This window comes from Halosegnis longus, from assembly GCF_009663395.1.
GTDB classification, from domain to species: domain Archaea; phylum Halobacteriota; class Halobacteria; order Halobacteriales; family Haloarculaceae; genus Halosegnis; species Halosegnis longus.
Genome location: NZ_QKNW01000001.1, coordinates 1,642,016 through 1,661,626, shown reverse-complemented (window position 1 = coordinate 1,661,626; position 19,611 = coordinate 1,642,016). Strand labels below are relative to the sequence as shown.

Here is a 19,611-nt window from a genome sequence, read left to right as displayed (position 1 = left end):
AAAATCAGGCGCGTTCCGCGGGCGGGCTGTCGGTGTCGAGCCGCGAGAGCACCTCGTCCATGTCGGCGCGGGACTCGACGGCCTCGATGACGGCCTCGCGCTGGCGGATATCCTTCGACTCGGCGTCGTACGCCCGCATGAAGTCCGTCCGGGTGTGTTCCTCGAAGGTGTGTTTGATCGCGAAGTAGCCGTCCGGGAGCACCGTGGCACACACCGGACACTGGACGCGCTCGTGGTCTCTCGCCTGGTGGACGATGAGGTCCTCGACGCGCTCGGTTTCCGTGTCACAGCCGGCGATTGCACACGACCACATACCACGACGTGTCCACGCATCGGGTATATACGTTCGGGATGCGTCGCCGACGGAAACCGCTAAGCCGTCCTCGCCACAGTATCGGATGTGTTCCGGGTCGACCCCCACGTGAAGATTCTCGACGAACACGTCGTTCGCCGGGCGAAACAGCGCGGACTGGACGCCATCGTCTACGCCCCCCACTTCGTCCGCCTCGACGAGATTCGCGCCCGCGCCCGTCGCTTCGCCGACGAGGACCTCGTCATCGTTCCCGGTCGCGAGGTGTTCACCGGCAACTGGCGCACGCGCAAACACGTCCTCATGCTCGGCCTCTCGGAGCCGGTTCCCGACTTCATCACTCTCGAGGGTGCGATGGCCGAGCTCGACCGACAGGACGGCGTCGGTCTCGTCCCCCACCCGGAGTTTGCGACCGTCAGTCTCGGCACCGAGGAGATTCGCCAGTACCGCGACCACCTCTACGCGGCCGAGGTGTACAACCCCAAACACCGGGAGTACCAGAACGAGCGCGCCCAGCGCATCGCCCGCGAGACCGGCCTTCCCGGCTTCGGCTCCTCGTACGCCCACCTCCACGGGACCGTCGGGGAGGTGTGGACGGAGTTCGAGGGGAGCCTCGACGGTCCCGAGTCCGTCGTCGAGGCGTTCCGCGAGGGGGAGCCGCGTCGTATCTTCCACCGCGACGGCTACGGCCACGCGCTCCGTCGCCACCTCGAGTACGCCCACCTCGGCTACGAGAACACGTGGAAGAAAATCGACCGCCTGTTTTTGTCCGGCACGGAGCCGACCCACCCGAAGAACGTCGCCTACGGCGGCCGGTTCGACGACGTGAGCGTCTACTGAAGCACGTTCGTCGCGTTCTCGACGGTGTACGGTAGCGACTCGACGGCCGTGTCGAGCACCCCCGGCACGACGTGGACGAAGACGGCGATAATCCCGAGTTCGATGATCGTCACGACGACCGTCACCACGTCGGCGTACTTCGAGGAGGTCGTCACGCCGGTCGGGAAGCCGTACTCCGTGCTCGACAGCGGGTAAAAGAGGGCGATGCCCCGGCGCGAGCCGACGATATCGAGGACGTAGTGGGTCGCGACGCCAATCCAGACGTACTGGAGGTTTCCGAAGTAAATCGGGTAAGCCGCGACCACGACGAGCAGCGGGATGTTGTGCAGCGTTTTCCGGTGTTTGCCGAAGGCGGTGTCCACGTCGGGGAGGAGTGCGCCGAGCGTCACCGGGACGAGCGTTGCGGCGATGGTCTGGAACGTCGCCACGTCACCGGCGGGTTCGAGGATGTAGCCGAGTCCGATGGCGAGGAGGATGCCGTTCAGGACGTGGCCTTTCTTGTTCATACCCGGTCGTCGGCGGGAGGGGTAACAAGCCTACTTGTCTGGGGCTGGGTTGGATTGTTCTGCTCGGGGAGCTTCTTGCGTGGAGTGTTTTGTCCTGGATGCGTCGCGAGTCTCCGGAGCGTCGCTTGTCGGATTTGACTACGCCGGTCAACACGAGTTGAAATCCCCGGCCGTGTCCCGGTTTCGCCGTGACATATCGGTCGCTCACGTTCCTTCGCCGTTCATCCACTGTCGGAGCTCGCGCTGACTCGCGCGCACGGGGCGCACTCGGACCACGCCACCCCATCGGTTTGTCTTCGGGGTGAGCCACCGTCCGGCTTTAGGCCGCCCCCGAGCGTAGATGGTACAAATGGTCTCGCTCGAAACGGGGTTGCGACTACTGGGCGGTGTCGCCCTGATTCTCGGGAACGGCTTCTTCGTCGCCATCGAGTTCGGGCTGACCCGGACCCGCCAGTACTCGAAGGCGGAGTTCGACAAGCCGGGCCTCCGGCGCGCGTGGGAGATGACCGACGACCTCGAAATCTACCTGACGAGCTGTCAGGTCGGCATCACGGCCACGAGTATCGCGCTCGGTATCGTCGCCGAGCCGGCCGTCGCCGCGCTCGTCGAACCCGCGATTCAGGGGACGACGCTCGCGACCTACGGGCTGGGCACCGCTTTCGCCTTCCTCGTCATCAATCTCGTCCATCTCACGCACGGCGAACAGACGCCGACGTATCTGGGCGTCGAGCGCACGAAGTTCGTCTGTCGCTACGGCGCGACCCCGCTGTACTACTTCACGAAGCTGGTTAGCCCGTTCATCGCCGTCGGCGACACGGTAGCGAAGTGGACCCTCGGCCTCTTCGGCATCGAGATGACGGGCGCGTGGCGCGAGACGGAAGAAGACGCCATCGAATCGCGCGCCGACCTCCGGAATCGGCTCTCCAGCACCCTCGACGAGGGGGACCTCTCACAGGAGCGCAGAGCCGAGGTGTTGAGCGCGCTCACCGCCGGCGAGACTCCCGTCTCCTCGGTGATGGTGCCGCGAGAGGATATCGTCGCGCTCTACGTCGGCGAACGCGACCGGAACCTCGACACGCTCTCGACGGGCCGGTTCACCCGCTACCCGCTCGTCGACGGCGACCTCGAATCCTTCGAGGGCGTCGTCTACGTGCCTTCCGTCGTGGACCACCTCGACGCCATCGAGTCGGGCGAGACAGACTTCGCGTCCATCGCGACCGAACCGCTCGTCTTCTCGCCCGAGACCGCCGTCACCGACGCCTACGACCAGTTCCAGACCCAACATCAGGAGCTCGCGCTCGTGATGGGCGACGGCGAAGTGGTGGGGCTACTTACGGCGACGGACGCACTCGAAACCGTGATGGGGGAAATCGAAGACCCGTACGATATCGAGGCGAGCGACCGATGACTCACCCGGACCCCGGCCCCGCAGAGCAGTGGGCCACCGACGAAGGGTTCGAGGTGGACTTCGCGGACTGTTCGGTCGGTCCCATCCACTACGTCGCCGCGGGCCCAGAGACCGCGCCGCTCGTCCTCTTGCTCCACGGCTTCCCCGATTTCTGGTACACCTGGCGCGACCACATCGCCCCCCTCGCCGCGGAGTACCGCGTCGTCGCCCCCGACCTCCGGGGGTACAATCGGTCGGTGCGCCCGCGCGGCGTTGCCTCGTACCGCCTCGACCGCCTCCGTACCGACGTGTACGAACTCATCCAGCAGCTCGGCTACGGGACGGCGAGTGTCGTCGGCCACGACTGGGGCGGCTCGCTCGCGCTTTCCTTCGCCCGCCACCACCCCGCCCACGTCGACCGCTTGGTCGTCGCGAACACGCTCGACCCCGAGCGACTCGCCGCCCAGCTCCGGGGTCGCCAGCTCCTCCGGTCGTGGTACTCGGGCTTTTTCCAGCTCCCGTGGCTTCCGGAGCGTGCGCTCGGCGCGCGCGACTACCGCGCGATGTGTGACCTGTTCCGTGACCGCCACGGCTACGACGAGACTGACATCGAGCGGTATCGCGGCGCGTGGGAGCGCGACGGTGCGCTCACGGCGAGTATCAACTACTACCGCGCACTCGGCCGGCAGACGCTCAAACATCCCCTCGGCTCCCCGGCCCGCGTGGTCGTCCCGACGAAACTGCTGTGGGGGACCGACGACTTCGCGCTCCGGCCGTCGGTGCTCGACCGCCTCGCGAGCGGCATCGACGACCCGACCGTCGAGCGCTACGAGGGCGCGAGCCACTGGCTCCACGCCGACGAACCGGACCGGTTCTGCGAGGACGTGCGTGCGTTTCTACCGTAGCGCCTCCCTCACGCGCTCGGGGTCGGCGATGCCCGCCGTATCGCAGGTGAGCGCGGGTCGCCACCCCCGCCGCTCGATGCGGATGCTGTCGTCGGTGTGTCGTACGTTCGTGATGTCGCGCCGGTCGAGGATGCGATAGGCGGTCGTGTTCCCGAAGACGAGTTCGCCGTCGGTGAGCCAGTAGGTGTGTTCGTTCTCGGCTTGCACCCACGCGACGACGGGGTACCCGAGCAGCGAGACGTGGAAGAAATCCCTCGTTACGGCGGCGAGCGCGACCAACGCGGCGAACATCGCGACGGCCACGCCGTGCCACGTCCGCCGTCGTCGACGGTCGGGGCGGGCACGCCACTCGATTGGGTCGACGCCGTCGAGTCGGGCGCGCGCCTCGGCGTTCGTCGCCAACAGCGCGACGACGCCACCCGCGGCTGCGAGCAGGACTCCACCGAAGAGGAGCGCGAGCAGCGACGCCGACGGGACGGGACCGGTATCAGTGAGCAACAGCCCGAGGCTCGCGAGCGCGGCCACGACACCGACCGCCATCGGCAGCAGTCGAAGCCGGCTCGCGTACAGCGGACGCGGGGCCAGCGGGCGTGGAACCCCCCGGAGTCCGAGCACGGTGCCGACGAGCGCGAGCAGCCCGGAGCCGCCGAAGATGACGGCCATCGCGACCGCGTCGCCGGTCGGCGTCCGCGTGAGGAACGCGGCGAGTGCGACCGCCCCGACGAGCGCCGTCAGATACACCGCCCACACGAGTCGATAGGTCGGTCCGTCGCCGGTGTCCATACACCGAGGGAAGCGCGCGGAGAGAAACCGCTTTCGCCCCGACACTTTTGCTCGCGCCAGCCGCCGGGACGGTATGGCTCCGACAGTCCACCTCGTCGACCGCGGCACGATGGAAATCGACGTGAACTACCCGCTCGAAGGCGCGGTGACGGCGACGGCTTCGAACCCGAATCCCGACGCCATCCGCGCCGACGGTCCCGTGTTCAATCTCGTCATCGAAACCGACGAACAGACCCTACTGTGGGACACTGGCTCACACCCAGAGGCGGGCGACGGCCACTGGCCGCCTGCCCTCTACGACGAGTTCACACACCACGATGCGGCCGACCACCCACTGCCCGAGGCGCTCGCCGAGGCCGGCTTCGACCTCGCAGATATCGACGCCGTCGTCCAGTCGCATCTCCACCTCGACCACGCGGGGGGACTCCACAACTTCGCCGGGACGGACGTGCCCGTCTACGTCCACGCGGCGGAGCTGAAACACGCCTACTTCGAGGCCGCGACCGGCGACAGCTCCGCCTACGTGCGCGGCGACTTCGACCACGACCTCGCGTGGGAGCCGCTGTACGGCGACGGCGGCTACCTCACCGAGGGTATCGACTGGGTACACCTGCCCGGTCACACGCCCGGGCTCGTCGGGCTGGTCGTGGAGGCTGGTGCGGCCGACGGGCGCGACCTCGTCGTCGCGGGCGATTTGGCCTACTCGGCGGCCAACTACGAGGACGGTCACCCGATGGGTCGTGATTTACTCCACTCGCGACCCGACTGGGAGGCGAGCTGTCGGCGGGTCCGCGATATCGAGGCGCGACGCGACGCGCTCGTCGTCTACGGTCACGACCCCGAGCAGGTGGCCGCGCTGCCGAATCTGCTGTAATCACGGCCAAATCAGTCGCGGCGTCCGGCTACTGTGTGGTGACGCGCGGGTCGAGGACGCCGTAGAGTGCGTCCTTCAGGAAGTTGCCGGTGATGCCGACGACGACGACGACCATCGTCGTCCAGATGACGAGCGCCACGTCGGATTCGCGAATCGCCGTCAGGCTCACCCGCGCGATACCGTCGATGCCGAGCACCAGCTCGACGACGTAAATCTGCAACACGAGCACGCCGACGAGTTCCGTCACCGACAGCGAGATGATGGGGAGCGCGGCGTTGCGCAACACGTGGCGGGCGAGTCGCAGCCCGCCGGTCCCCTTCGCCCGGAGGAAGGTGACGAACGGCTCGCCGCTGCGTTCGAGCGCGGCGGTGCGAGCAAACCGGAGTTGGCCGGCGACGACAGACAGCGCGACGGCTCCGACCGCGATGTACTGCGGCGTGAGCAGGTCGGCGTAGATGCGAATCGCGACGACGGCGACGGCAAACGACGGCACGCCGAAGGCGACGTACGCGCCGAATCGCGAGAGCCAGTCGGGAAGCCGATTGTGCGTGAGTGCGGCGAGAACGCCGAGCAGAACGCCCGCGAGGACGCCGAGTGCCACGCCGGGCAGGACGTACGCGAGGGTGGTCTGGACCCGCCCGTCGAGGACGGCGATGACGCTCGCGTCGTAGGAGACCGACTGGCCCCACTGGAGCGTCGTCACGTCGACGAGCCACGAGACGTAGCGCTCGTGGAGCGGGACGTCCAGCCCGCGTTCGGCCCGGAACGCCGCGCGGATTTCGGCGATTCGCTCGGGGCTCGCGCCGTTGTATCTGGCCGACGCGAGGATGCCAGAGAGGTTCTTCTGTATCATCGCCGAGCCGAGTAGGAAGGCCAGCGACACCACGGCGTAGAAGGAGAACACCGCGAACCCGAACCGGCGAGCGAGATAGCGGAGATAACTCATGGGGGACACGCCACTGGTAGCTACCAGCGAGTATAACTGTCGGGGATTCGGTGTCTTTATCCGGGCGTGCCGGCACAGAACGTTCGTTCAGATGCCCTCCAAACGGCTGGACGACGCCGCGTTCGCGAACATCGACTGGGAGGAGGAAGCCGGCGGGCACAGTCTCCACTGGCCGAGCGTCGGCCTGCTCGCCGGCCTCGTCGTACTCGCCGCGGCGGCCGTCCACAAACTCCGCGTCGGCGGTACCCCCTTCGGACTCATCGGCTGGGAGCCGCCCCGCATCGCATGGCTGTTACTGTTGGCCGGGCTGCTCGGTCTCCGGTACGGACTGTACCCGATGGTCCGTGACCGCGACCGGACGCTGCCCGCGCTCAAGCGACTGTTCTCTCGGCCCGTCGGTGCGCTGTCTGCCGGCTTCGTCCTCGTGTCGCTGCTGTTCGCGCTCGTCGGGCCGGAGTTCATCAGCTGGGACTACGCCAGACTCGCCCACGCCCACCAGCCGCCGGTGTTCACGCGACTCCACGTCGAGGACGTGTACGCCTACAACTGCGTCGGCGAACTCGCGAACGGCTACTGTCGGGGGACGTGGCAGTATCCGCTCGGCACCAACCGCTACGGCGCGAGCGTCGTCCAGCGGCTGTTCGAGGGGAACGTCGTCGCCGTGAAGCTCGCGGTCTCGACGACACTCGTGATGGGGGTCGTCGCGATGGTGGTCGGGACGGTCGCGGGCTACGTCGGCGGGCTCACCGACAGCGTCCTGATGAGCTACGTCGACATCCAGCAGACGATTCCGGCGCTCGTCATCTACCTCGTGGTCGCGACGCTGTTTTTGGGCAACATCGGCGGCGTCGAGGACGGGAAGCTGTTCTCGCTCGCGCTCGTCTTCGGGCTGCTCGATTGGGGCGGAATCGCGCGCGTCGTCCGGAGTGACGTGCTCACGCGCCGGTCGGCCGGCTACATCCGCGCGGCGAAGGCCGTCGGGGCGACCGACCGCCACGTGCTCCGTCGCCACGTCGTCCCGAACGCGATGCCGACGCTGGTGACGGCGCTCACTCGCCGGATTCCCCTGCTCGTGCTCATCCAGATTGCGCTGGCGTATCTCGCGTTGAACTCCGCGACCGGCGGCGGCTCGCTCGGCGAGACGCTCCGCTCGTCGTTCACCGACCCGTCGGGCGCGCTCGCGTGGACGGACCTCTGGTGGCTGACCGCGATTCCGATCCTGTTCACCGTCGTGTTCGTTCTCGCGTACAGTCTGCTCGGCGACGAACTGCGTGACGTGCTCGACCCCAAGGGGGTGAGCCGGTGACGCTCCTCTCCGTCGAGGACCTGTCGGTCACCTTCGACGCCGAGACCGGTACCGTCCACGCAGTCAGCGGCATCGACTTCGCCGTCGAGCAGGGAGAGACGGTCTGTTTGGTCGGCGAATCCGGCTCCGGCAAGACCGTCGCCTGCGAGTCGGTCACCCAACTGCTCCCGACCCCGCCGGGGAGCATCGAGGGGAGCGTCAGCTTCGACGGCGAGGAGCTAACGGACAAGTCAGAGCGCGCGCTCCGCGAGTACCGTGGCGGGCGCGTCGGGCACATCTTCCAGAATCCGCAGGACGCGCTCGACCCCGTCTACACGGTCGGCAGTCAGGTAGTGGAGGCGATTCGCCTCCACCGCGACGACTCGAAGGCCGAGGCGAAATCGCGGGCCATCGACCTGCTTGACCGCGTCGGCATCGGCAACGCCGACGAGCGCTTCCACGACTACCCACACCAGTTTTCCGGCGGGATGACCCAGCGGGTCGTCATCGCAATCGCGCTGGCGTGTGATCCCGACTTGCTCATCGCCGACGAGCCGACGACGGCCCTCGACGTGACCATCCAGGCGCAGGTGCTCGACCTGCTCGCCGACCTGCAGGCCGAACGCGGGATGGGTATCCTGTTTGTCACCCACGACCTCGGCGTCGTGGCCGAGATCGCAGACCGCGTCGTCGTGCTGTACGCCGGGCAGGTGATGGAGCGTGGCACCGTCGAGCAGGTGTTCACGCGGCCCTCACACCCGTACACGAAGGCGCTGCTCGACTGTCTCCCCGGCCGCGGCGCGTCGGCGACCATCGACGGCTCGCTCCCCGACCCGAAGGCCCCGCCGACCGGCTGTCGGTTCCACCCCCGGTGTCCACACGCCGTGCCGGCCTGCGAGCAGGGCGACCGCCCGCCGTTCGCCACCGTCGACGGCGACCACGAGGCCGCCTGCATCCTCCACGAGGACCCCTACGAGCTACCGGCGGAGCTGGGTGAGACCGATGAGTGAGGACCCGCTGCTCGCGGTCGAGGACCTCGAAAAGCACTACCCGATTCGGGAGGGGTTGCTCCGCCGAACGACCGGCCACGTGAAGGCGGTCGACGGCATCAGCTTCGAGGTCAAAGCGGGCGAGACGGTCGGACTGGTCGGCGAATCGGGCTGTGGGAAATCGACGGCCGCCGAGGCGATTCTCCGGCTCCAGGAGCCGACCGGCGGGACCGTCCGGTTCGACGGCGAGCCGGTGGCCGACCACGACAGCGAAGCGCGCGAGCGGTTCCGCCGGCGGACGGGCGTCGTCTTCCAAGACCCCAACACCGCCTTCGACCCCCGGATGACGGTCGCCGAGTCGGTTGCCGAGCCGCTGGAAATTCACGGCATCGACGACGCCGACCGTCGGCGCGATATCGTCGCGGAACTGCTGGAGGGCGTCGGGCTCGGCGCGGGCGCGCTCGACCGCTACCCCGACTCCTTTTCCGGCGGGCAGAAACAGCGCATCGCGTTGGCGCGGGCGCTCGTCCTGAACCCGGACCTGCTGGTGGCCGACGAGCCGGTGTCGGCCCTCGACGTGAGTATCCAGGCCGACATCCTCCAGTTGCTGGAGGAGCTCTCGGGGGAGTTGGGACTCTCCGTGCTGTTCATCAGCCACGACCTCGGCGTCGTGCGCGAGGTGTGTGACCGGGTCGTCGTCATGTATCTGGGCGAGGTGGTGGAGAACGCCCCCGTCGAGGAGCTGTTCGAGAGCCCACAACACCCGTACACGAGGGCGCTGCTCGGGTCGATTCCCGACCCCGACCCGACGACGGAGAGCGAGCGTGCCGACCTCACCGGCGACGTGCCCGACCCCGCGGACCCGCCGTCCGGCTGTTCGTTCCACCCGCGATGTCCGGCGGTGATTCCGACCGAGGGGTACGAGTTCGCGGAGGGCGTGTTCCGGTCGGTGCTCGACCTCCGACTCGCCGTCGAGAGCGGGGAGGTCGACCCCGAGGCGTTCGACGGGAAGCCCGCGGTGCGGGCTGCCTACGACGTGCCCGCGACGCTGACCGACGACGAGGCAGAGGCGGAACTCGACGCGGCGCTCGATGAACTACTCGACGGACACGAGGCGTCGGCGGCCGACCGACTGGCCGAGACGTTCACGACGGTGTGTGAACGGGAGAATCCGGAGCCGACGGCCGACGAGGAGGGGCGAGTCGCGGCCTGTCATCTGCACGCTACTCGGTGAAGTGCGTGCGACAGCGGTCGACGATATCGCGAACCCGAACGTCGGTGTCGGCGTCGACGCTCAACAGGACCCCCTCGGTGTCGGCGACGAGCACGTTGATGACGATCATCTCCCCGAACTCGTGGATGGTGGCGCGCAGCGTCCCGGCCTCGGGGTAGACGGATTCGAGTCCCGGCGAGCCGATGGATTCGAGGATGGTGTTCTGTTGGATGTCGGCGATATCCTCCTCGGAGAGGAGGCCTTCGAGGTCCTCGTGGATATAGTAGTTCCCGATTTCGTCCCCGTCGTAGGCGGTGAAGGCGTGGAGGTCGTCGCCGAGAAACGCCCGGAGGTCGGTGAGTAGCTCGTCGGTCATCGACTGGTCGTACGCAATCGAGCGGCTTGGGAATGTGGGGTCACCGCTCCTCGCAGTGGCGCACCTCGACGGCCAGCCCACGCGTCGAATCCGTCATCTCGGGACCGGACATCTCGGCGCGGCCGACGGCGAAGGCCTTCGGCCCCTCGATGACGACCTCGTCGCCGACGCGAATCTCGTCGCTCGCGTCCACGATACCCGGCGCGAGCACGCTCCCCTGCGGGACGAACGCGTCGATTTCGACCGTCTTCGTCGGCACGTCCGACGCGACCCACTCGCGCGCGCCGGCGATGGTAAACGAGAGGGTGCCGTACTGCGCGACGAGCGTTGCCAACTGCTCACCGTCCTTGTGGACCCGGAGTTTCGGGTAGCGTCCGCCCGTCTCGATGTCGTCGAACAGCTCGTCGCCGGCCCCGTGGCCGATGAGGTAGTCGGCGATGGCGCGGACGGTCGCGTGCTCGCGCTCCTGCATCCGGAAGCTGTCGTAGCCGTCGAGCGCGTCCGAGAGCGCGGCGAGCGACTCCCCAGTCGTCGGGTGGTCGGTGACGGTGTACTGGAAGGAGACACCCAGCGACTCCTCGACGCGCTCACAGATTGGGCGATACTCCTCGGGGACGTGCGCGATGAGGTCGGTGTAGGCGTCGCGGTTCCGGTCGAGATACCGTTCGAGGACGGCCGCGACGAAGGCGTACTCGCCTTCGGTCCAGTCGCCGGTGACGACCGAGTCGTAGTGTTGGGCGGGGTAGGTGAGTTCGAGCTCGTTCGGCACGACGCCGATGGGCGAGGTCATCGAGACGACGTGACCCCGGTAGGAGATGGCGCGAGAAAACTGCTCGTGGCTCTGTGAGTCGCTGTAGGGTTTCCGGGCCGAACACGGGACGATGACGAGCGGCCGGTCGTCGAGTCGGGGGACGTACCGGGAGGTGACGCGGTCGGCGTACCGCTGGATTTCGACCCGGTTCAGGGTGTCCTCGCTCGCGGCGAGGATGTCCTGTCGGCGCAAGAGCGGCGTCCGCTCTTCCAGGTAGGCGTACTCGCCGTCGAGTCGCCGGAACAGGGCCGTCGTCCACGCCTCGTGGCGCGCCTGTCCTTCGATGTAATCGCGGAGCCGGCCGCGGCGGATGCGCTGGCGGACGCGAGAGAGTTCAGCGCGCAGGGCGTTGACGTTGTGCTCTGCGCAGTCGCGGTGGTCGAACTCCCTGCGCGGCTGCTGGCAGGCCGGGCAGGCACACGGGAGTTCATCGAGGTCTTCGAGGAAGGATTCGCCGTCGGTGTGGAGATAGAAGCCCTCCGTGCCGCGGGTGTAGGCGTAGTCGCCGTCGAAGAGGTCGACGCCCGCGTACGCGAGCGTGGCGACGTTTGCAGGGGTTGCGATGCCCGAGACGTAGAGTCCGGTGTCGGCAGGAATCTGTGTCTTCGTTTCGAGCAGCGCGTCGACGAACCCCTCGGCGTACCCCGACAGCCCCGGACCGCCTGAGAGCACGTAGGCGTCGGCCCCGAAGTCGCGGGCCGTCTCCGGGGAGACGACGGCTGCGCTCGGGAACGCTACGTCGTCGTAGGCGACCTGGAACGCGTCTTTCACGCCCTCGTCGGTCCCCGCCGGGAACGCGCGGTGCGGGAGGACGGTCAGTTTGCTCTCGTCGCCCTCGGGCGTCGGCTGCTCCTCGCGCCAGAGGCTGCCGGCGTCGTGGAGCACGTCGTCCACGAGCGCGGGCGTCCGAACCGGGTCGGTGAGTCTGAGTTCACCGAGCCGGGCCGGGCCGTCCCGGTCGTGAACCTCGAAGTAGTCGGTCATAAACTCGAAACGAGACGCGTCTTTAATTCGCTTTCAGTTCGCGTCCTCCTCGCTCAGGTCGACGAGCGGGAGGTCCGGCAGTCGTGCGAGCGCGCTCTCGGGCCAGTCGAAGTGTGCGACCGTGAACGTTGTCCCGGGGTTCGCGTCGACCAGCCGGGCGATACCGTCGGCGGCGGCCTCGTACGCCTCCCGCGAGAGCCGGTCCGGAACCTGCGCGGTGAGCGGGTACGTCTTCGAGAGCTGCCGCGGGAACGGGCCGAAGGGCGGTTTGAGCCGCCACGTCGCGTCGAAGCCGCGATTCTTCGCCCCCTCGGAGAGCAACACGTCGTCGCCCTCGACGGGGATACGGTCGAGCCGCTCGTGGTGGCGCAACACCTCGGGGCGGCGCGCACTCTCGGCTGAGGTGTGGAAGAAGCTGTCCTTGCGGACGGGGTCCGTCTCCTCCAGTTGGTCGACGTACTCCAGCATGGCGCGGTAGCCGTCGAGCATCGTCGGGTGCGAGCGGGCGCGCTCGTCGACCAGATCCAGCAGCGTCCCCTCCCGAATCGCCTGCTTGACGCGGCGGAGCTCCGCGTAGGTGACGTGGAGATTGTGGCGGGCGAGTAAGGTCTCACGCTCGTCGTCGGCACACGCGCGAATCTCGCTCGGCTCGTGGCTCGTACAGACGGGACACGAGCAGGGGAAGTAATCCATATCGGCCAGCTGCTTCGTCCCCCGAACGGTCAGGTAGCGGTCGTCGCGCGCGTACAGCGCGTAGGCGGCCGAGTCGAACAGGTCACACCCCATCGCGACGGCGAGCGCGAACATCATCGGGTGGCCGGCCCCGAACAGGTGGACGGGCGCGTCGGCACCCAGCCCGCGCTTGGCCGCGGCGACGACGTCCACCATGTCGTCGTAGCGGTAGTCGTTCAGCAGGGGGACGACCGCGCCGATGGGGAACACGTCGAGGTCGGTCGTGTAGGCGTGGGCCGCCGCCGCCTCCCGGAGATCGAGATGCGTCGACCCCTGAATCGGGGCGTTGACGAGCATCTCGCCCACGTCGACACCCTCGGCGATTTCGAGGGCGGTCTCGGTCTCGGCGAGTTCCTCGGTCGCCTGTTCGCGGCTCGCGTCCGGCGGCGTCGGGATGTCGACGGGCGTGCCGATGTCGCTCCCGATGTCGCGTTGGAACTGGAGAATCTCGGGGGTGTCCACGTCGATGTCGCCGTACTCGGCGAGCTGGAAGGAGCCGGAGTCGGTCATGATGGCTCCCGAGAAATCGAACAGGTCGTGGAGTCCCTCATCGAGGGCGCGCTCGCGGTAGTCGTCGGAGCCGTAGAAGATGTAGCCGTTCGTGATGAGCATCTCCGCGCCGAACTCGCGTTCGAGTTCACTCGGCGCGATGGTCTGGAGATGCGGATTGATGACGGGGAGGAGTGCGGGCGTCTCGACGGTGACTCCCGCCCGCGGGACGGTGAGTTCGCCGATGCGGCCGGCGGCGTCGTAGTCCCGAACCTCGAAGCAGTCGCGCATACCGCCCTTGTGCCGGAGCCGCCGGTAAGCGTGTCGTTTCTACTTGTCCGCGACGTTGATGTGGGTCGGCTCCTCCTCGTCGTGGGACTCGTGGGTCTCACCCTCGCCGAGCAGGCGGTCGCGGAGGTCGTCGGCCAGCGTCTGGGCGCGGTTCTTCAGCGTCGACACCTCGTCGCCGAACTCGCCGACCGACCGCTCGACGTACTGGACGCGCTCGCGGGGAATCCGCCGGACGCGGACGCCGTCGTCGTCCTCGCCAGCGTGGAGCACCCAGTGGTCCTGGAAGTAGACGAGGTGCTTGTTCGGGACGGTCTCCTCGACGACTTCCTCGCCGCGTTCGTACACGATGGTCGCGTCTTGGTCTTCACTCATATTCGATGGAAGGGAGGCGGGACGGAAGAATCCGCCGCTCAGGAGAAATACGCCGCGAGCCGGTCGGCGGCCTCGTCGGCCCGGGGCGAGACGAGCGCGAACCGGAGCCACTCCTCGCGGGCGCTGCCGAAGGCGTCGCCGGGCATCCCCGCGACGCCCGCCTCGTCGATGAGCCGTTTGGTGTTGTCGAGCGTGCCGGGGAAGCCGTCGAACCGCGCGAGCACGTAGAAAGCTCCCTGTGGCTGGATGTACTCCGCGCCGGCCGCATCGAGCGCCTCACAGAAGTGCTCGATGCGGGATTCGAGCATGGCGCGCGTCTCGGCGTAGTAGTCGTCGGGCGTCTCCCGGAGCGCCTTCAGCGCGGCGTGTTGACCGGGGGCGGTGACGGCGACGTTGGTGAGCATGTGCCGAGTGCGCACCGGGTCGACGAGGTGGTCGGGGAGGATGGCGTAGCCGACCCGCAGTCCGGTCGTCGCCATCGCCTTCGAGAATGAGTTGGTGACGGCGACGTTCTCGGAGTCGAACGCGAGCGCGGAGTGGAACCGCCCCGAGAAGTCGAACGCCTCGTACACCTCGTCGCTGACGTACAGCGCGTCGTTCGCCTCGGCGATGTCGGTCAACTCGCGCTTGACCGACTCGCCGTACACTGCGCCGGTCGGATTGTTCGGCGAGCAGGCGACGATGAGCGCGGTCTCCTCGCTCGCGACCGCGCGCACTGTCTCGGGGTCGAGCGCACCGTCGTCGGCGACGGGGGCGTAGGTCACGTCGGCCCCGAGCAGTTCGGCGCGGTCGGCGTAGTACGGATACACCGGGTCCGTGAGGATGACCTCGTTGCCGGCGTGGGCCTCCAGGCCGCAGGCCATCGCGAGGTGATTCGCCTCGCCGCCGCCGTTCGTGACGACGAGCCGCTCGACTGGCACGTCGTGGCGGTCGGCCAGCAGGTCGCGGAGGTCACCGCGACCCTCGCTGGGCGGATACTGGTAGTCGGCCACGGGCGCGTCGGCGAACTCGCGAAGCCCTTCGCGGAGTGCGGTCGGCGGCTCCCAGTCGGGGTCGCCGCTCACCATGTCGATGACGTCGTGGTCGGCGTCGTCGGCGTAGGCCATGACGTGGAAGAACAGTGGCCTGTCGTCGTCCATAGCCGGCGTTGGCCCCCGTCGGCTTTGGCGCTTTTGTCTGCGAGCCGAACGCTTTTGCTCGCGACCGCACACTCTCGCGTATGGCCGACGTTGACGCACAACGCATCCGCGACTACTACGAGCACATCGACGCCGACGACCTCGAGTCGGTGTTCGCGCTGTTCGCCGACGACGTGACCTACCACCGGCCCGGCCAGCCCTCGCTCGACGGGATGGCCGAGTTCGAGCGGTTCTACCGCGAGGACCGCCCGCTCTCGGAGGGGGAACACACCGTCGAGTCGCTCACCGTCGGCGACGACACGGTCGCCGTACGCGGAACGTTCGAGGGGAAACAGGACGGCGAGACGGTCGCGTTCGGCTTCGCCGACCACCATCGGTTCGACGACGACGGACTGATTACGGAGCGGTGGACCTACACGGACACCGGCGCGGTGTAGTTTGAAGCGTCCGGCACACGAACCCCCGGGTATGCGCGAGTTCGCCGCCGAGCCACCGATCGAGGAACGCATCGCCGAGCCGCTGCGCGCGACGGACGCCACCGTCGCCACCGCCGAGTCCTGTACGGGGGGACTCATCGGCTCGTATCTGACCGACGTGCCCGGCTCCTCCGACTACTTCGACCGGACGCTCGCAACCTACAGCTACGACTCGAAAATGGACCTCGTCGGGGTTCCCCGCGAGACGCTCGATGAACACGGTGCGGTCTCGGAGCCGGTCGCCCGCCAGATGGCCCGTGGCGTGCGCGATACTGCGGGGACGACGTGGGGCGTCTCCACGACCGGTATCGCCGGTCCCGACGGCGGCAGCGACGAGAAGCCCGTCGGCACGGTGTTCATCGGCGTCGCCTACCGCGGCGAGTGGGGGACACAGGACTCCTTCGCGCGGGTGCGCCGCCACGAGTTCGACGGCACGCGACTCGAGGTGAAAGAACAGATTGCTCGGCAGGCGTTGGAGGACCTGTTGACGGCCGTAGAAGGAAAGCGCGGACAGTGACCCCGCGGCGTCGGTGGCTCCTCGTCGCGGTCGTCGCCGGGGTGATTCTGGTCGCGAGTCTCGTCCCGACGAGCGGCGGCGCGACGCCGACGCTGCTGGGTGTCGGCCTCGACAAGTGGCAACACCTGGGCGGGTACGCCGTGCTCGCCGGCGCACTCGGCTACGCGCTCCAAGTCGGCGACCGACCACGCGTGCAGGGGCTGGTCGTGGCGTTCGCGGCGACGGTCGGCTACGGCGTCCTCATCGAGTGTCTCCAGTTGCCGCTCGCGAGTCGTGCGTTCTCGGTCGGAGACGTACTCGCCGACGCGGTCGGCGCGGCAGTCGGTACCGCCGTCGTCAGTCGGTTCGGTCGGTGACGTGGTCGTCGAGCTGCTCGAAGAAGCGCTGTGCCACCTCGCCGACGACGGGCTTGAGCGCGCCGGAGAAGGCCTCGACGCGGCCGGAAACGGCGGCGGTCGCGTCCCACGTCACGTCGGTCTGCTCGCCGCCCTCGACCTCGGCGAGGCTGAGGTCGGCCGTCGTGTCGAAGGTGGAGCCGGCGGCGCTCCCGCTGGCGGTGATCGCCATCTTCGGGTAGTCGCGCCGGAGCACTTTCACGTCCGTCTCGAACGACGGTGAAAGGGGGCCGATACCGATGGCGATGGTGGCGGTGCCCTCGTCACCGGCCTCGACGTGGTCGCGGTCGACGCCGAAGTCGAGTTCCTCACACCCCGGGAGCATCGCTCTGGTCACGTCGATATCGCCGATGGCGTCCCACACGACCTCGGGGGGAGCGTCCAGCCGTCGCTCGACGGTCACGGAGACGTTCGTGGCGTCCCGGTTCGTACGCTCGCCTGCCATGTCGCAACGAACGGAGCCATCGCATGTAGAGTGACGGGGCGACCGGCACCCGACACGGCTTTCAGCGGCCACCCGCTAACCGACACAATGAGTAAGCCGAGCCCCGAGGTCTACGAGTCGAACCGGGGGATGGACGCCCACAACGCGGCGATGCGGGAGATTCGGGCGCGAAACGACAACACCTACGACCCGACCGAGCCGACCCGCGTCTGGCTCGACGAGGACAACACCCCGGACGGCGTGAAACAGTCGCTCACCATCATCCTCAACACCGGCGGCTGTCGGTGGGCACGCGCCGGCGGCTGTACGATGTGCGGCTACGTCGCCGAGTCCGTCGACGGCGGCAGCGTCGGCCACGAGAACCTGCTGACCCAAATCCAGCACTGTCTCGACCACGAGACGGAGAACGCAGACGAGCCCGCGGAACTCATCAAAATCTACACCTCCGGCTCCTTCCTCGACGAGCGCGAGGTGCCGGCGGAGACGCGTGCTGCCATCGGTGAGACGTTCAGCGACCGCGAGCGCATCGTCGTGGAGTCGCTGCCCGACTTCGTGGAGCGCGAGAAGCTGACCGACTTCACCGAGCAGGGACTGGAGACGGACGTGGCCGTCGGGCTCGAAACCGCGACCGACCGGGTGCGCCACGACTGCGTGAACAAGTACTTCGACTTCGCCGACTTCGAGACCGCCTGCGACGAGGCGCGGGCCGTCGACGCCGGCATCAAGGCGTATCTCCTCCTGAAGCCGCCGTTCCTCACGGAGCGCGAGGCGGTCGCGGACATGAAAGCCTCCGTGCGCCGGTGTGCCGACGTGGAGGGGTGTCACACCGTCTCGATGAACCCGACCAACGTCCAGCGGTACACGATGGTCGAGGAACTCTACCACGACGGCGGCTACCGGCCGCCGTGGCTGTGGTCGATTTGCGAGGTGCTCGAAGCGACGGCCGACGCCGACGCAATCGTCGTCTCCGACCCCGTCGGCCACGGCTCCGACCGCGGTCCCCACAACTGCGGGGAGTGTGACGACCGCGTCCAGAAGGCCATCAAGGATTTCGATTTGCGACAGGACCCCTCGGTGTTCGAGCAGGTGTCCTGTGAGTGTGAGCTCACCCACGAAACGGTGCTCGACCGCGAGAAGAGCTTCGGCGCGCCGCTCACGAACTGAGCCGGACGGCGAGGGCAGCGACGACCCCAGCGACGATTCCTGCCGGGATTCCGACCACGAGCGACGGCCACACGTACGGGTCGAGCAGTGCCGTCGTCGCGATACCGACGACGAGAAATCCGACGACGAACGCGCCCACGGTCGCGACTGTCCGACGGCTGCTCACCGCTCGACTCCGACCCCGCCGAGCACAGTATCGAGGCTGTCGACGGTGGCGCGGGCGGTGTCGGCCGAACCGCTCGCCTCCTTCAGCCCCGTGCCGGTCATGACAGTGGCTACCTCGGCGTCGGGGTCAAGTCGGCCCGATTGGACCAACTCACGCGTGCCGGCGAGCGCGACGGCACACGAGGCTTCGACGCTGATGCCGGCCCGTGCGAGAGTGTCGAGGGCCGCGCGGGTCGCGTCGTCGTCGACGCTGGTGACTGTTCCGCCGGTGTCGCGAGCCGCGGCGAGCACGCGATTGCCACTCGGCGGGTCGGCGTTGGCAATCGAGTAGGCGATTGTCTCCCCACCTTCGACGGGCGCGACGGTATCGTCCCCGCGGGCGAACGCCTCGGCGATGGGTGCACAGGCGCTCGCCTGCACGAAGTGGAGGTCGGGAATCCGGTCGATGCGGCCGGCGGCGTGGAGTTCGCGGACGGCCTTCCACGCGCCGCTGGCGTGACCCCCGCTTGAGACCGGCATGACGATGACGTCGGGGGCCGCGTCGAGACACACCTCGACGGTCGTGGTCTTTTGCCCCTCGACGCGCAGCGGTACGTCGGAGTTGAGGAAGGCGATGTCGTGTTCGCGGCCGAGTTCGAGCGAGCGCTCGTACAGCCGCCCGTAGTCGCCGTCCACGCGGACGATTGTCGGGTCGTACTGCGCGATGACGCCGAGTCGCGATTCGGGGATGTCGTCGGGAACGAGCACGACACACGGGAGGTCCGCGCTCGCGGCGAAGGCGGCGGTGCTCATCGCCATGTTGCCGTGCGAGACGGTGCCGACCGCGCGCACGTCGCCCGCGTAGCCGGCCTCGACGGCAGCGACGGCGAGCGCGCTCCCCCGGTCTTTGAACGACCCGGTCGGCGCGTGGCCTTCCAGCTTGAGCGACACGTCGACGCCGGCGAAGTCGGCCACGGCGTCGGGGGCGACGAGCGGTGTGTCACCGACGGCGTCGGCCACGCCGCCGGGTGAATCGACCGGCAGTAGGCCGGCATGTCGCCACATGCCCGGCGCGTCGGTTTCGGTCGTGTCGGTGACCTCAGGGAGCCACAGCGGTTCGCCACAGTCACAGCGGACGGCGGGGGCGGTCGTTGCCGCGCCACAGGCGTAACAGACCCGCGTCGCGGCGCGCACGCGTTCGGCGGACATACCGGTGGAACGCGAGCCGGGAGGAAATT

The 19,611-nt window shown here is 68.2% G+C and carries 23 protein-coding genes; 11 read left to right on the top strand and 12 right to left on the bottom strand.

Annotated features, from left to right (window positions below; translation table 11 throughout):
• Window positions 1-4: 4 nt before the first annotated feature.
• The gene (locus DM818_RS08980; protein WP_075937094.1) at window positions 5-313 is read right to left on the bottom strand and encodes a DUF7565 family protein; all 309 of its coding nucleotides are present in this window, start codon (window positions 311-313) and stop codon (window positions 5-7) included.
• Window positions 314-400: 87 nt separating this feature from the next.
• Between DM818_RS08980 and DM818_RS08975 the strand changes: the two genes are divergently transcribed.
• Window positions 401-1,150 (top strand): PHP-associated domain-containing protein, encoded by a 750-nt coding sequence (locus tag DM818_RS08975; protein ID WP_075937095.1) that lies wholly within the window; start codon window positions 401-403, stop codon window positions 1,148-1,150.
• Here the strand turns inward: DM818_RS08975 and DM818_RS08970 are convergent.
• Window positions 1,144-1,656: a metal-dependent hydrolase gene (locus tag DM818_RS08970; protein WP_075937096.1), complete on the bottom strand. Its 513-nt coding sequence runs from the start codon at window positions 1,654-1,656 to the stop codon at window positions 1,144-1,146. The two genes, DM818_RS08975 and DM818_RS08970, sit on opposite strands and share 7 nt — an antisense overlap.
• Before the next feature lie 349 nt (window positions 1,657-2,005).
• Here DM818_RS08970 and DM818_RS08965 point away from each other — a divergent pair, with 349 nt between their 5' ends.
• Together DM818_RS08965 and DM818_RS08960 are read left to right on the top strand one after the other, a co-directional pair.
• The gene (locus DM818_RS08965; RefSeq protein WP_075937097.1) at window positions 2,006-3,064 is read left to right on the top strand and encodes a CNNM domain-containing protein; all 1,059 of its coding nucleotides are present in this window, start codon (window positions 2,006-2,008) and stop codon (window positions 3,062-3,064) included.
• Window positions 3,061-3,948 carry an alpha/beta fold hydrolase gene (locus tag DM818_RS08960; RefSeq protein WP_075937098.1) on the top strand — a complete coding sequence of 296 codons (888 nt, stop codon included), beginning with the start codon at window positions 3,061-3,063 and terminating at the stop codon, window positions 3,946-3,948. The genes DM818_RS08965 and DM818_RS08960 overlap by 4 nt, the downstream gene beginning before the upstream one ends.
• On the opposite strand, the gene DM818_RS08955 is transcribed toward DM818_RS08960, so the two are convergent.
• Window positions 3,940-4,731 carry a hypothetical protein gene (locus DM818_RS08955; RefSeq protein ID WP_075937099.1) on the bottom strand — a complete coding sequence of 264 codons (792 nt, stop codon included), beginning with the start codon at window positions 4,729-4,731 and terminating at the stop codon, window positions 3,940-3,942. The two genes, DM818_RS08960 and DM818_RS08955, sit on opposite strands and share 9 nt — an antisense overlap.
• Window positions 4,732-4,804: 73 nt before the next feature.
• On the opposite strand from DM818_RS08955, the gene DM818_RS08950 reads away from it, so the two are divergent.
• Window positions 4,805-5,605 carry an N-acyl homoserine lactonase family protein gene (locus DM818_RS08950; protein ID WP_075937100.1) on the top strand — a complete coding sequence of 267 codons (801 nt, stop codon included), beginning with the start codon at window positions 4,805-4,807 and terminating at the stop codon, window positions 5,603-5,605.
• Between the two features lie 28 nt (window positions 5,606-5,633).
• Here DM818_RS08950 and DM818_RS08945 read toward each other — a convergent pair whose 3' ends face one another.
• Entirely contained in the window at window positions 5,634-6,551 is a 918-nt protein-coding gene (locus DM818_RS08945; RefSeq protein ID WP_075937101.1) for an ABC transporter permease, read from the bottom strand.
• 91 nt (window positions 6,552-6,642) lie between these two features.
• Here DM818_RS08945 and DM818_RS08940 point away from each other — a divergent pair, with 91 nt between their 5' ends.
• From DM818_RS08940 to DM818_RS08930, 3 genes are read left to right on the top strand one after another with little or no spacing between them, the layout of a single operon-like run.
• The gene (locus tag DM818_RS08940) at window positions 6,643-7,857 is read left to right on the top strand and encodes an ABC transporter permease (RefSeq protein WP_075937102.1); all 1,215 of its coding nucleotides are present in this window, start codon (window positions 6,643-6,645) and stop codon (window positions 7,855-7,857) included.
• Window positions 7,854-8,846: an ABC transporter ATP-binding protein gene (locus tag DM818_RS08935; protein WP_123124344.1), complete on the top strand. Its 993-nt coding sequence runs from the start codon at window positions 7,854-7,856 to the stop codon at window positions 8,844-8,846. The genes DM818_RS08940 and DM818_RS08935 overlap by 4 nt, the downstream gene beginning before the upstream one ends.
• Window positions 8,839-10,059, top strand: a complete 1,221-nt coding sequence (locus tag DM818_RS08930) for an ABC transporter ATP-binding protein (protein WP_153952598.1) — start codon at window positions 8,839-8,841, stop codon at window positions 10,057-10,059. The genes DM818_RS08935 and DM818_RS08930 overlap by 8 nt, the downstream gene beginning before the upstream one ends.
• Here the strand turns inward: DM818_RS08930 and DM818_RS08925 are convergent.
• From DM818_RS08925 to DM818_RS08905, 5 genes are read right to left on the bottom strand one after another with little or no spacing between them, the layout of a single operon-like run.
• Window positions 10,049-10,414 (bottom strand): hypothetical protein, encoded by a 366-nt coding sequence (locus DM818_RS08925; RefSeq protein WP_153952597.1) that lies wholly within the window; start codon window positions 10,412-10,414, stop codon window positions 10,049-10,051. The two genes, DM818_RS08930 and DM818_RS08925, sit on opposite strands and share 11 nt — an antisense overlap.
• Window positions 10,415-10,454: 40 nt before the next feature.
• Window positions 10,455-12,209 (bottom strand): archaeosine synthase subunit alpha, encoded by a 1,755-nt coding sequence (gene arcS, locus DM818_RS08920; protein WP_153952596.1) that lies wholly within the window; start codon window positions 12,207-12,209, stop codon window positions 10,455-10,457.
• A 33-nt stretch (window positions 12,210-12,242) separates the two neighbouring features.
• Window positions 12,243-13,721, bottom strand: a complete 1,479-nt coding sequence (gene tgtA, locus DM818_RS08915) for a tRNA guanosine(15) transglycosylase TgtA (protein ID WP_123124346.1) — start codon at window positions 13,719-13,721, stop codon at window positions 12,243-12,245.
• Between the two features lie 39 nt (window positions 13,722-13,760).
• Window positions 13,761-14,093: a hypothetical protein gene (locus DM818_RS08910; RefSeq protein ID WP_075937108.1), complete on the bottom strand. Its 333-nt coding sequence runs from the start codon at window positions 14,091-14,093 to the stop codon at window positions 13,761-13,763.
• A gap of 38 nt (window positions 14,094-14,131) precedes the next feature.
• A complete protein-coding gene (locus tag DM818_RS08905; protein ID WP_075937109.1) occupies window positions 14,132-15,232 on the bottom strand; it encodes a pyridoxal phosphate-dependent aminotransferase in 1,101 nt (366 codons plus the stop codon).
• Between the two features lie 80 nt (window positions 15,233-15,312).
• Here DM818_RS08905 and DM818_RS08900 point away from each other — a divergent pair, with 80 nt between their 5' ends.
• Genes DM818_RS08900 through DM818_RS08890 form a run of 3 tightly spaced genes read left to right on the top strand, consistent with a single transcriptional unit; the run spans window position 15,313 to window position 16,581 of the window.
• Window positions 15,313-15,669 carry a nuclear transport factor 2 family protein gene (locus DM818_RS08900; RefSeq protein WP_075937110.1) on the top strand — a complete coding sequence of 119 codons (357 nt, stop codon included), beginning with the start codon at window positions 15,313-15,315 and terminating at the stop codon, window positions 15,667-15,669.
• Window positions 15,670-15,700: 31 nt separating this feature from the next.
• Entirely contained in the window at window positions 15,701-16,225 is a 525-nt protein-coding gene (locus tag DM818_RS08895) for a CinA family protein (protein ID WP_075937111.1), read from the top strand.
• Window positions 16,222-16,581 carry a VanZ family protein gene (locus tag DM818_RS08890; RefSeq protein ID WP_123124347.1) on the top strand — a complete coding sequence of 120 codons (360 nt, stop codon included), beginning with the start codon at window positions 16,222-16,224 and terminating at the stop codon, window positions 16,579-16,581. Before DM818_RS08895 ends, DM818_RS08890 begins: the two co-directional genes overlap by 4 nt.
• On the opposite strand, the gene DM818_RS08885 is transcribed toward DM818_RS08890, so the two are convergent.
• A complete protein-coding gene (locus tag DM818_RS08885) occupies window positions 16,562-17,065 on the bottom strand; it encodes a CoxG family protein (RefSeq protein WP_075937113.1) in 504 nt (167 codons plus the stop codon). The two genes, DM818_RS08890 and DM818_RS08885, sit on opposite strands and share 20 nt — an antisense overlap.
• Window positions 17,066-17,152: 87 nt before the next feature.
• On the opposite strand from DM818_RS08885, the gene DM818_RS08880 reads away from it, so the two are divergent.
• Window positions 17,153-18,229, top strand: coding sequence for an archaeosine biosynthesis radical SAM protein RaSEA (locus DM818_RS08880; protein ID WP_123124348.1), 1,077 nt, complete (start codon window positions 17,153-17,155; stop codon window positions 18,227-18,229).
• Here DM818_RS08880 and DM818_RS08875 read toward each other — a convergent pair.
• Window positions 18,219-18,395: a hypothetical protein gene (locus tag DM818_RS08875; protein ID WP_153952595.1), complete on the bottom strand. Its 177-nt coding sequence runs from the start codon at window positions 18,393-18,395 to the stop codon at window positions 18,219-18,221. The genes DM818_RS08880 and DM818_RS08875 overlap by 11 nt on opposite strands.
• Window positions 18,392-19,582 (bottom strand): threonine synthase, encoded by a 1,191-nt coding sequence (locus tag DM818_RS08870; protein ID WP_123124349.1) that lies wholly within the window; start codon window positions 19,580-19,582, stop codon window positions 18,392-18,394. Before DM818_RS08870 ends, DM818_RS08875 begins: the two co-directional genes overlap by 4 nt.
• Window positions 19,583-19,611: the final 29 nt, after the last annotated feature.